We start from the raw sequence: 19149 nt of genomic DNA on the forward strand, positions 1-19149 counted from the left end.
GACAAAAACCTGCAGACGACCCCGGGCGAGCTACCCCCAGACCCGACGTGATGCCGAACGCCACCCGTTGTGATGCCGGACACCACCCCGAGTCGCGGGGGGACGCAGCCTGCGGCAGCTGCTACGGGGGTTGGGGTGTCAAGAGGCTTTTTTGCTGGCTCGCTTCGGCGCCGGTTTTCTTCCGGCCAGGCTGCGCTTGAGCAAATCGGTCAGATCGATGATGTCGGCACCTTTCTGCTCGCCCTGTTCGTCCACCGAGGTTACCGTGGCGATCTTGCCTTTGCTGGCCTTTTCTTCCACCAGGTCCATGATGGTCTGCTTGAAATCGTCCTGGTATTCCTCGGGCGTCCAGCTGCCGCTCATGTCATCCACCAGGCGCTTGGCCATCTGCAGCTCGCGCTTGTCGATCTTCGCATCGGTGACGCTGCTGTCCAGCTCCAACCCCTCCAGCCCGCGCACTTGATTGGGCCAGCGCAGGGTAATCATCACCAGCGCGTCCTCCAGGGGGCGAATCAGCGCCAGGTGCTGCTGGGTGTGCAGCACCACCCGCGCCAAAGCCACCTTGCCGGTGCTGTCCAACGTCTGGCGCAGCAGCGCGTAGACCTTGCCGCCGCGCTTGTCCGGGGCCAGGTAGTAGGGGGTCTCGAAAGCCTGCAGGGGGATTTCGCCGGCGGTCACGAACGAGAAGATATCAATGGTCTGGGTGGCTTCCGGGCGCGCCTTGCGGATCTCTTCTTCGCTGATCACCACGTAGCGGCCTTTCTCGTATTCCACGCCCTTGACGATGTTGTCCTTGTCGATGTCCTTGCCGGTGACCTTGTTGATGCGCTTGTAGCCCACCGGGTCCATGCTGCGCTTGTCCAGCCAGTCGAAATCGATGCGCTCGCTGGACACGGCCGTGGTCAGCGCCACGGGGATGTGCACCAGGCCGAAGCTGATAGCGCCTTTCCAGATGGCTCGAGCCATGGTTGACCTCCTGCAGGGCCCGCGGGTGGGCCTATAGAAAGACTGACTACACGGTGCCGGGAAGGTTTAGTCGTTGCATGTACCCCGGTTACCAATCGCCCCAAAATGGGGAAGCGCCGCCCTGATCAGGGGCGTAGCGGTTGTGGACAGCCAGCCTGTCACCATGGGTAACACGATTGTATACAATTTATTCTTGACCATTTGGTCGTCATTTTCCTCCACTTTATTCCTGCCAACCCCCTGTGTTTCCTTGCAAATCAACCCATTGAACAGCTGTCGTCGAACACTCTGAAAAAACAGTTCACACAACTGGCACAAAACTGGCTTACCAGAACCACAAACTTGTATACATAAATACAATAACGTGGAGCCCTACCGATGCAGTTGAATAGCCCTGCCGAGTCCTCCCTACCCGATCTAGCCCCTGCTCACCTGCGTGACCACGAGGTGCCGGCGCTCAGCCCGCGCCTGCACAACCGCGACCTTGCACCTACCCGCCAGGAAGGCCGGCGCTGGGGTGGCTACAGCATTTTCTCGCTGTGGGCGAACGACGTGCACAACATCGCCAACTACTCCTTCGCTATGGGCTTGTACGCGATGGGCCTGGGTGGCTGGCAGATTTTGCTGTCGCTGCTGATCGGTGCCGCGCTGGTGTATGGCTTCATGAACCTGTCCGGCTACATGGGGCAGAAGACCGGCGTGCCGTTCCCGGTCATCAGCCGCATCAGCTTCGGTATTCATGGCGCGCAGCTGCCGGCGTTGGTGCGCGCGGTCATCGCCATTGCCTGGTTCGGCATCCAGACCTACCTCGCCTCGGTGGTGCTCAAGGTGCTGGCCACGGCGCTGGCGCCAGGCCTGGCCGCCTATGACCACAACCTGCTGCTGGGGCTGTCGAGCCTGGGCTGGGGCTGTTTCATCAGCATCTGGCTGGTGCAACTGGTGATCCTCGCCTATGGCATGGAAATGGTGCGCCGTTACGAGGCGTTCGCCGGGCCGGTGATTCTGCTGACCATGGCCGCGCTGGCGGTATGGATGTATAGCCGCGTAGGCGGCCACATCAGCTGGGCGGTCCGCGAGCCGCTGCAGGGCGCTGCCATGTGGCGCGGCATTTTTGCCGGCGGCGCGTTGTGGCTGGCGATCTACGGCACGCTGATTCTCAATTTCTGCGACTTCGCCCGCTCGGCGCCGTCGCGGCGCTGCATTCGCGTGGGCAACTTCTGGGGCCTGCCGGTGAACATCCTCGCCTTCGCCGTGGTGACGGTGCTGCTCTGCGGCGCGCAATTCTCCATCGACGGCCAGACCATCGAGAACCCCACCCAGATCATCCAGGCCATCCCCCACACCGCGTTCCTGGTGCTGGGTTGCCTGGCGCTGCTGATCGTCACCGTGGCGGTGAACATCATGGCCAACTTCGTCGCCCCGGCCTTCGTGCTCAGCAACCTGGCGCCACGCCTGCTGACGTTCCGCCGCGCCGGCATGATCAGCGCCACCGTGGCGGTGCTGATCCTGCCATGGAACCTGTACAACAGCCCGGTAGTGATCCAATACTTCCTGGCCGGGCTGGGCGCCTTGCTGGGCCCGCTGTACGGCATTATCAGCGCCGATTATTGGCTGCTGCGCGGCGCCAGGGTCAACGTGCCGCAGCTGTACACCGAAGCCAGCGACGGTGCCTACCACTACCGCCGCGGCATCAACCCGCGCGCCGTGGCCGCGGTGCTGCCGGCCGCGATCATCGCCATCGTGCTCGCGCTGGTGCCGGCGTTCGCGGCGGTGTCGGCGTTTTCCTGGCTGTTTGGCGCTGCCATCGCCGCGGCCGTCTACCTGCTGATCAGCGACCGTCACCAGACGTTCGCCGACGTCAGCGGCGAGTGCATCGCCGTCGACAACGCCAGCCACTGATTCCTGCCAATGAGGTCATCCATGCGTATTCTGGTCGTCAACGTCAACACCACCGATTCCATCACCGCCACCATCGCCGAACAGGCGCGCAGCGTGGCGGCGCCGGGCACCGAGATCGTCGGCCTGACGCCGCGTTTCGGTGCCGAGTCGGTAGAGGGCAATTTTGAAAGCTACATGGCCGCCATCGGCGTGATGGACGCGGTGATGCGCTATGACCAGCCGTTCGATGCGGTCATCCAGGCCGGCTACGGCGAGCACGGCCGCGAAGGCCTGCAGGAGCTGCTGGACGTGCCAGTGGTGGACATTACCGAAGCTGCCGCCAGCCTGGCCATGCTGCTGGGCCATGCCTACTCGGTGGTCACCACCCTGGACCGCACCGTGCCGCTGATTCAGGACCGCCTGCGCCTGGCCGGCCTGTACCAGCGCTGCGCTTCGGTGCGCGCCAGCGGCCTGGCGGTGCTGGAGCTGGAAGAGGACCCGGCCCGCGCCGTGGCCGCCATCGTCGCCCAGGCCGAACAGGCCGTGCGCGACGACAAGGCCGAGGTCATCTGTTTAGGTTGCGGCGGCATGGCCGGACTCGATGAGTTGATTCGCGAAGCCACCGGCGTGCCGGTGGTGGACGGCGTGACCGCCGCGGTTGCGTTGGCCGAATCGCTGGTGCGGCTGGGGCTGAGCACTTCCAAGGTACGCACCTACGCCACCCCGCGCAGCAAGCGCATCGACGGCTGGCCGCTGCGTCGGTGACGTCGTCGCCCTGATGTCAGGCGGCGCGTTCCAGGGTCGCCAGCAGCTCCTGGAACTGCACCGCCAGCTTGTGCCGGGGCGCCAGGTGAATCATCGGTACGCCAGCCTCGTGGGACTCGCGCATCTTCACCGTGCTGCTCAGGTACACCGGCAGCATCGGCAGCCCTTCCTCGATCAGCTCATCCACCAGCATCTGGTGCAGGCTGGTACGGCTTTCGAACTGGTTCACCACCACGCCTTCCACCACCAGCGTCTCGTTGTGGTCGGCGCGCAGCTCGGCCACCTGGGCCACCACGCTGTACAGTGCCTGGCGCGAGAACAGGTCGCAGTCGAACGGGATCAACACCCGCTGCGCCGCGATCAGCGCGCTGTAGGTGTAGAAATTCAACGCCGGGGGCGTGTCGATGTAGATGCGCTCGTAATCCTCGGACAAGTCCACCAACAGCTTGCGCAGCTTGTTGATCTTGAACTTGGATTCCAGCTTGGCCTGCAGGTCGGCCAGCTCTGGCGAGGCGGTGACCACGTCGAGGTTGTCATAGCGGGTCGGCGTGATCGCCACCTTGTATTTCTTGCCCGAACCACCTGGGTACAGCGTGTGCTTGAAGAAATCGGCGATACCCATGGGAATCGCCTCGCCCACGCAACCGGTCAGGTAATGCGTGGAGTTGGCCTGGGGGTCCAGGTCCACCAGCAGCGTCTTGTAGCCCTCGGCGGCGCTTACCGCAGCGAGATTGCAGGCGATGCTCGACTTGCCAACGCCACCTTTTTGATTGAACACCACACGACGCATCAGTCCATTGTTCCGCTGAAAAAAGGGGCTTGGATCCTAACAAGTAATTGTTACAGTTTTGCTATCGCCGACGCGCAACGATGTAATTCTCAGCCCTCCCCTGCTGCGGCTGGCCGATCGGTGTCCGCCAGGAAAATCCGCGACGGCAAACTAAAGCCCCGCAGCTTCAACAACGCCAACGGCCCCGCGCCCAGTTCCGTGCGCAGGTGCCAGGTCAACGGGATCTGGTCCGGCGCGGTCAGCACGATGCGAAAACGTGTGTCACTGTCGTCCAGCGGCGTCACCCTGGCCTGCTCCAGCAGGCGGATCAGGCCCCAGGCGCCGTAGTAGTCGCCGAACAGCCGCTCGCCGGTCCTGACGCTGGTCCAGCTCAGGCTGACGCCGGGGTAGTCGCTGCGGCCCGGCCAGTCGAAGCGCCGCCAGCTTTCCTTCTGGTTGTAGTACTGCATGCGCTCGCCGTTGAGGATGAAGGTGGTCTGCACCAGGTCCTGCACGGCCTTGGCCTGCAGTTCAAAGCCCAGGCCCATGCCGCCGTCGGTGTACAGCACGTCGGCCAGGTGGCCGAGGCGGTTCACCGCCGCCAGGAACGCCGGGTTCACCCGCAGGCCCTGGCCGTGGCGCGGGTCGGCGACCCAGCGGTTGCCCTCCTTGCGCAGCACGCCGCCCAGTTCCTGCTGCAAAAACTGGTCGATGCGCCCGGTGCCGGCACGAATCATCTGCCCCAGCATCGGCAACGACGCGTCGCTGCCGGTGGCGGCGAACGGGTACCGGCCGTTGAAGGCGCCGTCCCAGTGCTCGACGATCGCCCGCTGCCACTGCGCATTCAGCGCCGCCGCCGAGGGTTGCAGCACCTGCTGCCAGGACTGGGCCAGGGGTTTGACGAACAGGTTCTGGGCAAAGCCGCTCCAGTGCCCGCCCAGGCTGGCGGCGATCAGGCTGCCGTAGTCGCGGCTTTGCGCAAGGTCGAGGGTGCGGCCCTGGAACACTGATTGGGCCAGCGCCTGGGTCATGGCTTGGGGGTCGCTTGCGTCCTCGATCTGCTGGAGTTGCAGGCGCACGCGGGTGATGCGGGTGAGGTAGGTTTGCAGGCTCAGCGGGTTGTTGTCCTTGGCCAGCAGCTGCAGCAGCGGCGCGAAGGTGGTGTCCAGCGGGCCTGGTGTCTGTGCCTGGTAGGCGACGGTGTTGACCAGCGCCAACAGCGGCGATTGCTGCGGGTCGCTCATCAAGGCAAGCTGCTCCACCGCCTCACCAAGGTCCTTGGCCTGGCGCCAGCGCACGCTGTTGAGGAAGGTCAGCCAGGCGCTGCTGAAATCCTTGAAGTAGCGGGCGGTGAGCCTTGCCTTGAGCGCATCAGGGGCCAGCTCGCTGTCTATTTTTTGCGTTGGGTCGGCAAGCACCCAGTCGATCCTTTCCCGGCGTTTCTCGGCGATTTCATCGATGGCCGCGCGTATCTGCCCGTCCCAGGCCTGCCGGGTGAAGATGCCCGGCACGCTGCGAGGTGCGCCGAACAGCGCCGACGCCTCGGTGTCGCCGAGCATGTCTGCCAGTTCCAGCGCCGGGAAGTGCGTGCCGGCGCGGTCCAGCACCTGCTGATAGAGGCTCGCCTCGCCGTTGCGCTGGCCCAGTTCGCTGAGCAGGATATGCCGCACCTGGGCGATCAGCCGGGGGTTGGCGTCGATGCGCCACTCGGGGTGGCTGGGCAGTTGCTGGGTGTAGAAGGACCATTGGCCGGGCAGATCGGGCACGCGCGCCAACAGCGCTTGTTCCAGGAACGCCGGCTCGGCCTTTTCCGGACGCGCCAGCATCAGGTACGCCTTGAGCGGCGCGTAGGCCTCGAGGGCCATCTCGGTGCGCGCCTTGCTGCCGGCGGGCTGCGCCACCAGGGTCCACAGGGTTTGTTCCAGGCTGGCCACGGCCCTGTCGCGCAACCGCTCATGGGTGGCTTTCAGGTAATAGGGCCACAGCTTGTCGAGCATGGCCTGGCCCTGGCTGAGGCCGAAGCCCAGGTACCAGGGCTCGCCGTGCACGCGCCGGTACTCCAGGCGGTCCACCTCGCGGGTGAGGTCGCTGAGGGTGATCAGGTCGGTGATCGGCTGTTCGGCGACGTGCGCCAGGTGCACGGCCTGGTGGCGGTTGGTGACAAACGACAACAGCGTGCCTGCGCTTGTCACGCCGATGGCCGCCAAGGTCGCCACGTACAGCACCCGCCGCGCATGCCAGCCACGCCGCCGCGGGCGGGCCTTGCGATCCGCCAGCAGCGTGGCCCACGCGCCATCGAGCTGCAGCAGGTGCTCGCTGCCAGGCACCGGGCCGTCAGTGCGCGCCAGGCTGAAATGCATGCCACGCAACGGCGTGCTGCGGGCAAACTCCGCCAGCAACGGCGCCAGCACCTGCGGCCAATGCGCCACGCCATGGGTGCCCAGCTGGTGGCCGAGGTGGTAGAAAAAACAGTGGGTGCGGTGCACCTGGATATGCTCCATGCCCTGCTGGTTCAGTGGCGCTACCAGCTGCTGCAGGGCTGCGCCCAAATCCAGGTTGCGGCCAAGCAGGCAGCCCACCGGTTGGGCAGGTTCGAACGGCGTGATCCAGGGTTTCGGGCACACTTCCCAGAGGTACAGCGGCAACTGCCAGCCCAGCGCCTGGGACAGGTCGCGCAGGTAGCGGCTGGCGGCGCTCATGGCCTTGACGTCGTCGCTTTGCGGGGTGGTGAGGGTCCAGATGATGGCGTCGAGGGGGCGCGCGTGCAGGGTTTGCAGCAGCTTGATCTGCGCGTCAGGCTGGGTGCCGATCAGGCTGCCGCCCCAGATCAGCACCGTGCCATGGCCTTCCAGCCAGTGCTGGGTGGTGAGGCCGGGGGCGATGGATTCGATTTGTTCGGGTTCGCCGACGACTAGCAGGAGGCGGGTTTTGTGGCGCCAGAGGAGGCCGTGGTGGGTGCGCAGGTAGTCGACCAGTTCGGGGCGGCGTGTACGGACAGCAGGCAGCGGCTGTTGCGGTATCACGGCATCGAAAGGCTCGATGACCATTTCGCGCATCCTGCTGCGCATCAATTGCCAGAGCAGGAGCGCCACGCTGAACACCATCGCCCAACAGGCCAGCAGTTCCAGCGAGCGCGCTTGCAGCATGGCCGGGGAAAATGTCTGCCGCTCCCCCAGCATCCACCAGATGACAACACCTGCGGCGACCAGCAATGCGGCCAGTAATGCCAGCATCAGCACGGAGTACCCGAGGGATTTTGTCGAATTGTGATTATTTTCAGTCATTGGCTGTTACCACTCCAAGGGCCAGGGTGTAATGAGGGTCATCGGCCAGCCACCCGCAGGGCTCGCCCTGTGCAGCCGCATGCCAGGCGGCCAGGGTCTGCACGACCATGGCGCCCAACACAGGAAGTGCGCCGAACCGTGCGTCCAGCAGGTGGCGCCCTGCCCCCCAGCCGGGCCCGTCCGCATCCACCGTTTCAGCAGCAAGAAACGATACCCGTGCTGCCGGCGGGGCCTGCAGCCCCACCTGCTGCAACGCACGCGCCGCTACGGCCTTGAGTGGTTCAGCGCCAACCGTGAACCACTCACCTCGCCCCAGCGACACCGACGCCTTGGGCGCCAACAGCCAGAGAAACGCCGCCTCTCCCGCAGGCAGGCCAGGTTCAGTCGTGGGGATGGAAGACTCGCAGCCGGCGCACATAACGTACGTTTGCTCCGGCCCACCATGCAGGTCATCGATAATCGCATCAAGGCTGCGAATGCCCTCCCACTCCATGGGGTGTGCCGGCAACCGCACCTGGGGATTGCTGACCATCATCTGATCGACAAACGCCTGCCAGGCCTGCCGGGAACCCAGCCAATAACAGCGCTGGACCTCGCAGGGAGCCAGATCAGGCGCCTGCAATTGCCACTGCACTGCGAGCAGAACGGCAAGCTGCTGCTCGCGCTCAGTCACATCAGTGCCACCCACCTGGGCCACCCGCAATGCCTTGCCGCCGCCGACTGATTCAACCTCCGGCAAAGGATTCTCAGGATCGAGCAGGCAAGTACGGTCATGGGGTGCCACGCATTGCGCGCCCAGCAGCACTGCGTCCAATAACCCCACTTGCCGTCGGTGCCAGCGCCACCAACGCTGCTGCACATCCTGCACTGCCTGATCGTAGAATTCCGCGTTATGAATGTTGAAACGGTGGTGCAACACGCGCACCAGCAACACCACCAGCCACAGCCCCAACGTCAAGACAACAGCCAACACCGCCTGCCGCGCCTCGACCAACGGCCCCAGCAACACACTGGCGCTGCTCACCAGTGCCAGCAGTGCAGCACCTGCCGTTACCCAGCGCCCGTATACCGGCGGCTGCGTCAAGGGATACGGGCGAAATTGCGGTGCACGCTTCATGAGCCCACCTGGGTGTCGGGCATCGAGCTCACCAATGTGCAGCCACACGCACAGGCATGCCCATCCAGAGCCACAGGCCGATCATCCATCTGCATCAACTCACTGCCTTCGGCAATAGTGGTGGCCCCGTGATGGTTGCACCACACGGCGTCGCCTTCGCAGGCAACAGGCACGTCATCACACAGGTAATGCCCCTCCAGCACTTGCCCGCCGTGCTCCAACAGGGTGTCGCCTTGGCGAATAACGGGTTTCATGGGTGTACCTCGCGGGTAAGCGCGTGAGTTATTGCGGGCATGATTGTGGCTCCGGCAGGTGCAGGGGGGTCTTGATGGGGTATTCGGGGTTGCCGTAGGCGTAGCAGGAGGTGGTGACCTGTAGCTCGTCGCAGGGCAGGAAGTGGACGGTGATGCCGCAGGTTTTTTGGTGGGTGTAGTCAGGAACCTTTGCTGAGTTGGAATGTTTGCGCTTTTGGGCCTTAATTTTTCCCTCCCAAAGTAGATACTTGGGCCAATCGGCGTAACCAGGAAACTCTCGCGAAAGTTGACTTCCCACACCCGCGCCGGTCTCCCATTCAACCCGCACAGTCATCCCCGGCTGCCACTCAGCAGGCGCTATATAACAACACCCACCGCCGCCGCCCTGATAGGGCCCGATAATGTCGAGCCCCGAACGCCCATCCACGCTGAAGCGGTTGATGGAATTGGCCGTATGGTTGATGCCTTCAATCGTGCCAGCCATGGCGGTTGTGTTGAACAGCGCTGCGACTAGCAGGCATGCATTACGAACTACCTTGGGCATGACTGGGCCTCCGGCAGGTGCAGGGGGGTCTTGATGGGGTATTCGGGGTTGCCGTAGGCGTAGCAGGAGGTGGTGACCTGTAGCTCGTCGCAGGGCAGGAAGTGGACGGTGATGCCGCAGGTTTTTTGGTGGGTGTAGTCGGGGATGGGGACGGTTTTGCTGTGTTTGCGTTCTTGTGATTCAAGCTTCGCAATCCACTCATCGAGTTTTACTTCGTCCGCAAACCCAGGAAACTCATCCGCTAGTTCACTAGCAGCACTTGGGCTTGTTTCCCAATCAATTCGCGCTGACAACGTAGCCCTCCAGTTTTCCGGCACGATATAACAGCGCCCGCCCCCACCCCCTTGATAGGGGCCAATGAAATCGAGCCCAGAGCGCCCATCTACACTGAATCGGCTAATAGACATAGAAGTGTGGTTGACAGCCTCAATGGAACTACCCTGGGCATTGTCGGCAACCACAGCGAGACCAAGAAGCGAGCAACCACTGAATAATGCATAAGCCAAAGGCCCGTTTTTTCGTCCAGTTGTTGCACTAAAGCGATATGGGATTTCAAGCCAAATCATCGGCAACCTCCTGTTCTTGATCGTAATACGCAGCCCATCGTGCGTTGATGGATTGCTGAACCTGCGCCAGACGTTCTGCACTCATCTCCCTGCCCGCCAAGCGTGTGTTATCAGCCTCGCCTTGAATCGCCACTTCGCGGCGGCTGGCATCGCCAAAGAACACCATTCGCTCTCGGAAATAACTGCCTAGCGGCTCCCGACCCTGGTCATACAGGAACCAAGCCCTAGAGTCGTGTACCTGTTCGTCAAACAACTCGCGTAGCAGCCCCTCCGGCGAGTGTCTGTTGCGAAACTCGTCGACCTGGCCACGGGTATGCTCATCAACATGGTTGCGGTAGCCGGCAAAGGGCGGGAACAACTTGCCGACCCTGCCTTGCGCCACTGCCTTGAGCTCCCGGCTCTCCGCCCGCGCATCGGCAGTGATGATATTGATGACGAACGTGGGAGCCCCGCTGCTGGGTACCAGCCGGCCCAGGGATGACAACAATTGGTCGGAATTGCGGTAGGCGTTGGCGAACTCCTCGGCGGCTTCGCGTAATTGGGTTTGCGCCATGTCCGCGTCGAAGTCCGGCAGGCCGGGCTTGAGAGGTACCTTGGGGACACGGCCATCCTTTTCTTTTGCGATTTGAGCGTTGCGCTCATCGTTGATCTTTGCCTGTTTTTTGTTGTGAATTATTCTGGCTTCCTCGCGGAGGACTTTTGGCGCCTGCGTGTCGGTTGCCAATTTGTAGAAGTTAGTCTCCTTTAGGCTGGCAAAACCGTAACGGTCGATTCGCCAGGCGTTTATCCAGCCAAGTTGGTTGCGGATGGAAGGTTCGAGGCTTGTTTCTGCGGGTACCGGCAGGTAGGGAGCAGTCAGCTCCAGTGGTTGACTTGACCTAGATATCAACCCAAGGGTTACTTCCCTCCAAGCTTTAAATCGGTAAACTAAATCCGAAGACACTTCAAAATTCAGCGCCAGTTCTGGCCCCATGACTCTCCATAGTTCCATCCGCATTGCAAGCGGCAACGCCTCTTCAGGAACTTTCAAAGGTGCTCCATTTGCAAACGCATCTGAGTACAAATCATGCAACGCAATTTGAGAAAGCAAGAACCCATCGTCGATATCGGCTGCCTTCCCCTGATCACCTGGCGGATAACCTCCCCCAATATCCGAATGCACTCCCGGATAAATAACCTCTTCAGAATTGGCAGGATATTCACCACTGCGCCGCCGTATGGACTCCAGGGGAAAGCAGATCCGCTGTTCATGGCTGGCGACCAGATGCAGGCAACGCTTCACCAGCCCGCTCGCCGGCAATTCCTGATTGCCATCGGCCCACCCCATATGGCCGCGCGCGCCCGGCATCAGGTCGGCGATGCCCACCGAGGCGACAGTGTCCAGCACCCCCAGGTACTCCACGGTCAGCGGTATTTCCAGCTCATCACACTTGAGGACCGGGCTATGCCCGAGCAACTGATCCAACCAACTGACAAACGCCCGCGCCGCCGCCGCACCCCGGGAAAACCCGTACACATACAGCTTGATCCCCAGCAACTTCGACAAACCGGGCTGCGGTTGCGACAGGGCGATACGCAACGGCTTGTGCAGCGCCTTGAGCTGCGCGGAAAATTGACGGCGGCGATTACTGCTGCCGCGCACATATTCCATCCCCGGCAAGGTGCCCATGGCTTCGACGGCAGCCCGCAAAGCTTCATTACCCAAACGCGGCTGGTCCAGGGAACGACGCAAGGCGTCGATGATCATCATCAACCCCCAGTTGATGCGCTCCTCCCCGAACCAGCCAACGGCGAGGCCGATGGTGCTGTAGTCCAGATCACCCACCTCGGCAAACGGCGTACCCACGCCCGGCATGTAGTACTTGAAGTACTGCCCGTAGCCCGCGCCGCCGGCATCGGTCAACGCCGTAGCATCCTGGCCACGATGCCCGGTGCCACCTGCATGCCCCTCCCCGATGGTGGCGCGGAACAACCTCGCGATATTGGTAGGGTGCGCGGGTGTTGACTCGAACAAATCGTTGTTGAGGTTATTGCCGGTGCCGTCGAAGAACAGACTGATGTGCAGCGTTCTGCAGCACGGGGGCGTGACGCGATAACCCGCTGCCAGGCAAAGCGCATCCTGATAGTCACGCTCCAGATGGCACTGGCGCAGGATATTTTGTTGCACCTGCCCCGCTGTTTGCGGCAACCGCCCCTGGAGTGGAAATGCAGGTGGGTACCACACAGGCGAACGACTTACTTCGGACATGATTGTGGCTCCGGCTGTTCCAGTGGGGTCTTGATGGGATAGTTGGGGTTACCGTAGGCGTAACAGGAGGTGGTGACTTGTAGCTCGTCGCAGGGCAGAAAGTGGACGGTGATGCCGCAAGCCTGTTGGCCTGTGTAATCAGGGACAGATACAACTTTCGAGTGTGTAAGCTCCCGCGCTACAACCTTTTCCCGCCATGCAAGGTATTTAGTCTCATCGGCGAATCCTGGGAAGGCGCGAGCTAGGTCGCTGCCAGCAGCGGCCCCAGTCTCCCAATCAACCCGAACCGTCATTCCCGGCTGCCACTCAGCAGGCGCGGTATAACAACACCCACCGCCGCCCCCCTGATAAGGCCCGATAATGTCGAGCCCCGAACGCCCATCCACGCTGAAGCGGTTAATGGAATTGGCCGTATGGTTGATGCCTTCAATCGTGCCGGCCATGGCGGTTGTGTTGAACAGCGCTGCGACTAGCAGGCATGCATTACGAACTACCTTGGGCATGACTGGGCCTCCGGCAGCTGCAGCGGTGTCTTGATGGGGTATTCGGGGTTGCCGTAGGCGTAGCAGGAGGTGGTGACCTGTAGCTCGTCGCAGGGCAGGAAGTGGACGGTGATACCGCAGACTTTTTGGCCTGTGTAATCTGGGACGGATACCGCTTCAAAATGGGTGCGCCTTGCTGCCTTGACCTTTGCTCTCCAAATCCGATATTTAGGCTCATCTGCGAACCCCGGAAACTCACGAGAAAGCTCACCGCCTGCACCAGCCCCCGTCTCCCATTCAACCCGCACAGTCATCCCCGGCTGCCACTCAGCAGGCGCGATATAACAACACCCACCGCCGCCGCCCTGATAAGGCCCGATAATGTCGAGCCCCGAACGCCCATCCACGCTGAAGCGGTTGATGGAATTGGCCGTATGGTTGATGCCTTCAATCGTGCCGGCCATGGCGGTTGTGTTGAACAACGCCGCAGCTAGCAGGCATGCGTTGCGAACTACGTTGGGCATGATTGGGCCTCCGGCAGGTGCAGCGGTGTCTTGATGGGGTAGTTGGGGTTGCCGTAGGCGTAGCAGGAGGTGGTGACCTTGAGCTCGTCGCAGGGCAGGAAGTGGACGGTGATGCCGCAGGTTTTTTGGTGGGTGTAGTCGGGGATGGGGATGGTTTTGGTGTGTTTGCGTCGCTGCGCTTCCAACTTATTAAGCCACTCATCGTATTTGGCCTCATCCGCGAAACCAGGAAACTCATCAGCAAGTGGGCTCGCGACGCTCGCACCGGTTTCCCAATCAATTTTCACCCTCATGCCGGATACCCATTCTGTAGGCGCTATGTAGCAACAGCCCCCCCCACCCCCCTGATAAGGCCCGATAATGTCGAGCCCTGAACGTCCATCCACGCTGAAGCGGTTAATGGAATTGGCGGTATGGTTGATGCCTTCAATCGTGCCGGCCATGGCGGTTGTGTTGAACAGCGCCGCAGCTAGCAGGCATGTATGCGAACTACGTTGGGCATGACTGGGCCTCCGGCAGGTGCAGGGGGGTCTTGATGGGGTATTCGGGGTTGCCGTAGGCGTAGCAGGAGGTGGTGACCTGTAGCTCGTCGCAGGGCAGGAAGTGGACGGTGATGCCGCAGGTTTTCTGGTTGGTGTAGTCGGGGATGGGCACGGTTTTGGTGTGTTTGCGTTCTTGTGACTCCAACTTGTCGAGCCATTCGTCATACTTCGCTTCATCGGCAAACCCAGGAAAATCTCGGGATAGATCACTGCCTGCCCCCGGGCTAGTTTGCCAATTAACTCGTACTTCCATTCCAGGCTGCCATAGAGACGGAGTGATGTAACAACATCCGCCTCCTCCACTTTGGTATGGCCCGATACTGTCCAGGCCAGACCGACCATTGACACTGAATTGGCTAATTGATTTGGTGGTGTGATTTACAACCTCGATAGCGCTGCCCTTGACACTCTCGGCAAAGATGGCGAGGCCCATCAAGCTGACAACCCTAACCAGCAAATCCTTGCGTTGTTCACCGGTTGTCGCCGCACGGCTGAAGGCCCCTTCAAGCCAGATCATCGGAAACCTCCTGCAGTTGGGCGTAATACGCAGCCCATCGAGCATTGATGGATTGCTGAACCTGCGCCAGGCGCTCCGCACTCATCTCCACACCTGCAGGGCGTGTACTTTCGGCCTCCCCATGAATGGCCACTTCGCGGCGACTGGCGTCCCCGAAGAACACCATTCGCTCTCGGAAGTAACTGCCTAGCGGTTCCCGCCCCTGGTCATACAGGAACCAGGCCCTGGAGTCGTGGACCTGTTCGTCAAACAACTCGCGTAGCAGCCCCTCCGGCGAGTGCCTGTTGCGAAACTCGTCGACTTGGCCACGGGTGCGTTCATCCACATGGTTGCGGTAGCCAGCGAACGGCGGGAACAGCTTGCCTACCCTGCCCTGCGCCACCGCCTTAAGTTCCCGGCCCTCGGCCCGCGCATCGGTGGTGATGATGTTGATCACAAACTTCGGCGCACCGCTGCTGGGAACCAGCCGGCTCAGGGACGACAATAATTGCTCGGGGTTGCGGTAGGCGCTGGCAAACTCTTCGGCCGCTTCGCGCAACTGGGTTTGCGCCATGTCGGCGTCGAATTCCGGCAGGCCGGGTTTGAGTGGTACCTTGCGGACGCGGCCGTCCTTTTCTTTTGCGATTTGAGCGTTGCGCTCATCTTTGATCCCGGCCTGGTTTTCGTTGTGGATTATTCTGGCTTCCTCGCGGAGGACTTTTGGCGCCTGCGTGTCGGTTGCTAATTTGTAGAAGTTGGTTTCCTTTAGGCTGGAAAAACCGTAGCGGTCGATGCGCCAGGCGTTTATCCAGCCGAGTTGATTGCGGATAGAGGGCTCGAGGCTTGGTTCTGCGAGTATCGGTTGGTAGAGCGTGAATTCGCTGTTTGTCGCCAGCTTTGCAGATGGCAGACTTAGAGTCACCTGGCGCCAGGAGTTGAATCGGTTCACGAGGTCGACCGAAACCTCAAATTCAACAGATAAAGCCAAGGGCATCATTATCCAGAATTCTCTGCGAAAATTTTCTGGAACGGCTCCCTTAGGAAACTTGAACGGCGCGCCATGACCAAAGGCATCGGCGTACAAATCATTTAGAGCAATTTGTGACAGTAACTGGCGGTCGTCGGTCCCGCTAGCTTTGCCTTGATCTCCTGGCGGATACCCTCCCCCGATATCCGAATGCACCCCCGGATAAATCACCTCCTGGCAATTGGCAGGATATTCACCACTCCGCCGCCGTATGGACTCCAACGGAAAACAGATCCGCTGTTCATGGCTGGCGACCAGGTGCAGGCAGCGCTTTACCAGCCCGCTCGCCGGCAATTCCTGGTTGCCGTCGGCCCAGCCCATATGGCCTCGCGCGCCCGGCACCAGATCGGCGATACCCACCGAGGCAACGGTGTCCAGCAGCCCCAGGTACTCCACGGTCATGGGCACCTCCAACTCGTCACACTTGAGCACGGACCGGTGCTCGAGCAACTGATCCAGCCAGCTGACAAACGCCCGCGCCGCGGCCGCACCGCGGGAAAAGCCATACACGTACAGTTTCAGCCCCAACAGCTTCGACACACCGGGCTGCGGTTGCGACAGGGCGATGCGCAATGGCTTGTCCAGCGCCTTGAGTTGCGCGGCAAACTGGCGCCTGCGGTTGCTGTTGCCCCGCACGTATTCCAACCCTGGCAAGGTGCCCATCGCCTTGACCGCGGCGCGCAAGGCTTCGTTGTCCAGGCGCGGCTGATCCAGGCAGCGGCGCAAGGCGTCGATGATCATCATCAACCCCCAGTTGATCCGCTCTTCTCCAAACCAGCCGGTCGCAAGGCCGATGGCGCTGTAGTCCAGGTCGCCTATCTCCGGAAACGGCGTGCCCACGCCCGGCATGTAGTACTTGAAGTACTGCCCATAGCCCGCGCCACTGGTGTCGGTGAGCGCGGCGGCGTCTTCACCACGATGCCCCGTGCCGCCCACGTGCCCCTCGCCGATGGTGGCGCGGAACAGCCGCGCAATATTGGTCGGGTGCGCAGGCGTGGACTCGAAAAAGTCGTTGTTGAGGTTATTGCCCGTACCGTCGAAGAACAGGCTGATGTGCAGGGTCCTGCAGCACGGGGGCGTCACCCGATACCCCGCCGCCAGGCATAGCGCATCCTGGTAGTCCCGTTCCAGATGGCACTGGCGCAGGAAGTTTTGGTGAACCTGCCCGGTGTTTTGTGGCAACCGCCCCTGCAAAGGAAACTCGGGCGGGTAGCAGACAGGCGAGCGGCTTACTTCGGACATGATTGTGGCTCCGGCTGTTCCAGCGGGGTCTTGATGGGATAGTTGGGGTTGCCATAGGCGTAACAGGAGGTGGTGACCTGTAGCTCGTCGCAGGGCAGGAAGTGGACGGTGATGCCGCACACCTTTTCGCCGGTGTAATCGGGAACTGGGATGACTTGGGAGTGCTTACGATTCTGAGCCATTACCTTCGCCCTCCAAATCAGGTACTTAGGCTCATCAGCAAAACCCGGAAACTCATCAGCAAGCGGGCTTGCGGCGCTCGCCCCCGTATCCCAATCAACCCGCACCGTCATCCCCGGCCGCCACTCACCAGGCGCGACATAACAACACCCTCCTCCGCCCCCCTGATAAGGCCCGATGATGTCGAGCCCGGAACGGCCATCCACGCTGAAGCGGTTGATGGCGTTGCTCGTATGATTGATGCCTGCAATCGTGCCAGCCACGGCGCTCGTGCTCATCAACGCAACGACTAACAGGCAGGCATTGCGCATTAAGTTGGGCATGGTTGAACCTCCGGCAATGTAAGCAGTGTGCTGTTGGGGTATTCGGAAGCGATGCAAACGCAGCAACGCTTGACGCGCGTCGTCCTATCGAGCCGCCACGACGGTTGGGCAGGTGAATGACATTCACCGCGTTGCCGCCGTGACATTGCGCCCGGCGCAAAATGCCAATCCATGCAGAACACCGTGGAAGCCGACCGCACCGGGTCATTGACAACGCCCAGACCAACCGGCACCTGGGGCGCAAAAAGCGCGCCCGTCGCGCCGAACTGCATGGCGAAGAGCAAGTTACCAATGGAAAGTTGAGGCATCAGGGCTTCTCCTTGCGGCACACACCTGCCTCTGCGGAGTAACCCACGAGCATGTCGTGCGCATACACATCGCGGTCGGCGGCGGCCAGGACACCCTGCGCGGTGGCTTGCGCCAAGGCGCCGTAACAAGCCTCGAACCGTTGTTCTTGACTCCAATGCGCTGGCAGTACGGTTTCAAGTGCCGACATGGCCTGCGCGGCATCGGTGATACAGCTCAAGCTGGCCAACTGGTCCTGGCTCAGCTGAATGGGGCTGAAGTTGGCCACAGTGCCGCCGGGGTCGCCGCCACTGGCAAGGTGGTGCGGCAGGCCGTCGCGATCCATCCAGCTCCAGAACACCGCCGGGCGTGCAAATTGCAGTTGCTGCTCAGGTGCCAGGACCTGGTTGAACAACAGCGGGAAAACACGTGGGTCGTAATAGCGCAGCAGCCCCTGGCTGCGACCATGGCTGGCCTCCAGGCAAAGCGTCAGGTAGCTGGCCAGTTCCGGGAACTCCCAATGGCTGGCGAGTACCAGCAGTTGCGAAGCCTTGTGCAGTTCGTGCAGCAAGCCGATCAACCATTGCCGCTGCAACGGTTGCTGCAGGTTGACGCGCACCAGCAACGGGCCCACGTCCTTGACGCCCGCTTCCGGCAGGCCTTCGAACAGCAACCGCCATGACAGCGGCGGCTCGACGCTTTTGACGCCCGTAAGCAAAGTGGCATCGCTGCCCGCCTGGTCGATGATGATGTCGAGATAAGGAGTGGGCACGTCCAGGCACGATGCCTCCAGCATGGTGAGCCAGGGTTTGATGTGACTGCCGCTCATGGCTGCACCTCTCGCGGGACAAATGATTGGGTGAGCCTGCGAGCGCGCTTGGCGCACGACTTGCAGACGGAACCCGGCAATTCGGGCATGGGAAACGCCTGACTGGCAGGGCCATTGAAACGGTGTTGGCCACGGATGCTGACCAGATTCGGGCCATGCAGCTGGATCTCGCCGCTGGCAGTGATGCGCAGGAATGCGCCGCCACAACCCAGGGTGATGCCGTTGGTGGCAGTCAGCTGCAGGTGCCCTTGCACCGTTTGCAGGGTGATGTCCTGCTGCGCCACCAGCTTGAGCACGTCATCGTGGGATTCGATTTCCAGGGGGCCCTTGCCGGAGACCAGGCGCATGCCCTCTTCCTGGGCCAGCAAGGAAATGGCCTGGTTGGCGTGGACCGACAGCCGCTGCGCCGCTGCCAGGTTGATCTCATCGTCGCTTTGCACATACAGGCCATCAGTGCTTCGTAGCAGCAAGCTGGCCGGGGTGATGACGGCAATGCCCCTGGGGGCGCTGATGACGACGGCGGGGCCTTGAAGGTCTTTGGCATTGCCCTGCAGTTTTTTCAGGCCATCAGTTGTCGGCTGGCGACCGTCATGAGCGTTGCTGATGCCTTGCCATTGCGTCATCTGTGCCATAGCACCGTCCAGGCCAGCGATAGCCGCCTCCATCTCCAGCACATCCCCCTGTGCCTTCACCTGCGCATCCGCACTGATCAACACCCCCTTCCCCGCCCGCAACGCCCCATGCGCGTCGGTGCGCAGTTCAAACCCGCCGCCGCGCAGCTTCTTCTCGGCATCCACCACGTGCCCCAGGTTCAGCTGGCTCTTGCCA

19 protein-coding genes are annotated in these 19149 nt (G+C 61.8%); 2 read left to right on the forward strand and 17 right to left on the reverse strand.

Translation table 11 applies throughout. The annotated features are described in order from the left end of the window. Positions 1–138: 138 nt before the first annotated feature. A complete protein-coding gene (ku, locus tag AC0SZ7_RS31305) occupies positions 139–966 on the reverse strand; it encodes a non-homologous end joining protein Ku (RefSeq protein ID WP_475507664.1) in 828 nt (275 codons plus the stop codon). A 378-nt stretch (positions 967–1344) separates the two neighbouring features. Between ku and AC0SZ7_RS31310 the strand changes: the two genes are divergently transcribed. Together AC0SZ7_RS31310 and AC0SZ7_RS31315 are read left to right on the forward strand one after the other, a co-directional pair. Further along, positions 1345–2865, forward strand: coding sequence for an NCS1 family nucleobase:cation symporter-1 (locus AC0SZ7_RS31310; RefSeq protein WP_475507665.1), 1521 nt, complete (start codon positions 1345–1347; stop codon positions 2863–2865). Between the two features lie 21 nt (positions 2866–2886). Beyond that, positions 2887–3609, forward strand: coding sequence for an aspartate/glutamate racemase family protein (locus AC0SZ7_RS31315; protein ID WP_475507666.1), 723 nt, complete (start codon positions 2887–2889; stop codon positions 3607–3609). A gap of 16 nt (positions 3610–3625) precedes the next feature. Here AC0SZ7_RS31315 and AC0SZ7_RS31320 read toward each other — a convergent pair whose 3' ends face one another. From AC0SZ7_RS31320 to AC0SZ7_RS31395, 16 genes are all read right to left on the reverse strand, one after another. Next, positions 3626–4399 carry a ParA family protein gene (locus tag AC0SZ7_RS31320; protein WP_475507667.1) on the reverse strand — a complete coding sequence of 258 codons (774 nt, stop codon included), beginning with the start codon at positions 4397–4399 and terminating at the stop codon, positions 3626–3628. 89 nt (positions 4400–4488) lie between these two features. Continuing rightward, on the reverse strand, positions 4489–7611 hold the full coding sequence (locus AC0SZ7_RS31325; protein ID WP_475507951.1) for an ImcF-related family protein: 3123 nt from the start codon (positions 7609–7611) through the stop codon (positions 4489–4491). A 43-nt stretch (positions 7612–7654) separates the two neighbouring features. Next, positions 7655–8779, reverse strand: coding sequence for a hypothetical protein (locus AC0SZ7_RS31330; RefSeq protein WP_475507952.1), 1125 nt, complete (start codon positions 8777–8779; stop codon positions 7655–7657). Continuing rightward, on the reverse strand, positions 8776–9033 hold the full coding sequence (locus AC0SZ7_RS31335) for a PAAR domain-containing protein (protein WP_475507953.1): 258 nt from the start codon (positions 9031–9033) through the stop codon (positions 8776–8778). Before AC0SZ7_RS31335 ends, AC0SZ7_RS31330 begins: the two co-directional genes overlap by 4 nt. A 28-nt stretch (positions 9034–9061) precedes the next feature. Further along, entirely contained in the window at positions 9062–9577 is a 516-nt protein-coding gene (locus AC0SZ7_RS31340) for a DUF3304 domain-containing protein (protein ID WP_475507954.1), read from the reverse strand. Further along, a complete protein-coding gene (locus AC0SZ7_RS31345; RefSeq protein WP_475507955.1) occupies positions 9565–10143 on the reverse strand; it encodes a DUF3304 domain-containing protein in 579 nt (192 codons plus the stop codon). Before AC0SZ7_RS31345 ends, AC0SZ7_RS31340 begins: the two co-directional genes overlap by 13 nt. Further along, positions 10130–12391 carry a T6SS phospholipase effector Tle1-like catalytic domain-containing protein gene (locus tag AC0SZ7_RS31350; protein WP_475507956.1) on the reverse strand — a complete coding sequence of 754 codons (2262 nt, stop codon included), beginning with the start codon at positions 12389–12391 and terminating at the stop codon, positions 10130–10132. The genes AC0SZ7_RS31345 and AC0SZ7_RS31350 overlap by 14 nt, the downstream gene beginning before the upstream one ends. After that, complete coding sequence (locus AC0SZ7_RS31355; RefSeq protein WP_475507957.1) at positions 12379–12894, reverse strand: DUF3304 domain-containing protein; 516 nt, start codon at positions 12892–12894, stop codon at positions 12379–12381. Before AC0SZ7_RS31355 ends, AC0SZ7_RS31350 begins: the two co-directional genes overlap by 13 nt. After that, positions 12882–13397: a DUF3304 domain-containing protein gene (locus AC0SZ7_RS31360; RefSeq protein WP_475507958.1), complete on the reverse strand. Its 516-nt coding sequence runs from the start codon at positions 13395–13397 to the stop codon at positions 12882–12884. The genes AC0SZ7_RS31355 and AC0SZ7_RS31360 overlap by 13 nt, the downstream gene beginning before the upstream one ends. Continuing rightward, positions 13385–13873, reverse strand: a complete 489-nt coding sequence (locus AC0SZ7_RS31365; RefSeq protein WP_475507965.1) for a DUF3304 domain-containing protein — start codon at positions 13871–13873, stop codon at positions 13385–13387. Before AC0SZ7_RS31365 ends, AC0SZ7_RS31360 begins: the two co-directional genes overlap by 13 nt. Positions 13874–13886: 13 nt before the next feature. After that, positions 13887–14456, reverse strand: coding sequence for a DUF3304 domain-containing protein (locus AC0SZ7_RS31370; RefSeq protein WP_475507959.1), 570 nt, complete (start codon positions 14454–14456; stop codon positions 13887–13889). After that, a complete protein-coding gene (locus AC0SZ7_RS31375) occupies positions 14443–16704 on the reverse strand; it encodes a T6SS phospholipase effector Tle1-like catalytic domain-containing protein (protein WP_475507960.1) in 2262 nt (753 codons plus the stop codon). Before AC0SZ7_RS31375 ends, AC0SZ7_RS31370 begins: the two co-directional genes overlap by 14 nt. Beyond that, complete coding sequence (locus AC0SZ7_RS31380; RefSeq protein ID WP_475507961.1) at positions 16692–17207, reverse strand: DUF3304 domain-containing protein; 516 nt, start codon at positions 17205–17207, stop codon at positions 16692–16694. Before AC0SZ7_RS31380 ends, AC0SZ7_RS31375 begins: the two co-directional genes overlap by 13 nt. Further along, positions 17195–17515 (reverse strand): hypothetical protein, encoded by a 321-nt coding sequence (locus AC0SZ7_RS31385; protein ID WP_475507962.1) that lies wholly within the window; start codon positions 17513–17515, stop codon positions 17195–17197. The genes AC0SZ7_RS31380 and AC0SZ7_RS31385 overlap by 13 nt, the downstream gene beginning before the upstream one ends. After that, the gene (locus tag AC0SZ7_RS31390) at positions 17515–18321 is read right to left on the reverse strand and encodes a DUF4123 domain-containing protein (RefSeq protein ID WP_475507963.1); all 807 of its coding nucleotides are present in this window, start codon (positions 18319–18321) and stop codon (positions 17515–17517) included. Before AC0SZ7_RS31390 ends, AC0SZ7_RS31385 begins: the two co-directional genes overlap by 1 nt. Next, the coding region (locus AC0SZ7_RS31395) for a DUF2345 domain-containing protein (RefSeq protein WP_475507964.1) at positions 18318–19149 on the reverse strand (832 nt) is incomplete at its 5' end. The genes AC0SZ7_RS31390 and AC0SZ7_RS31395, both read right to left, overlap by 4 nt.

Source organism: Pseudomonas sp. JC1203, from assembly GCF_056175065.1.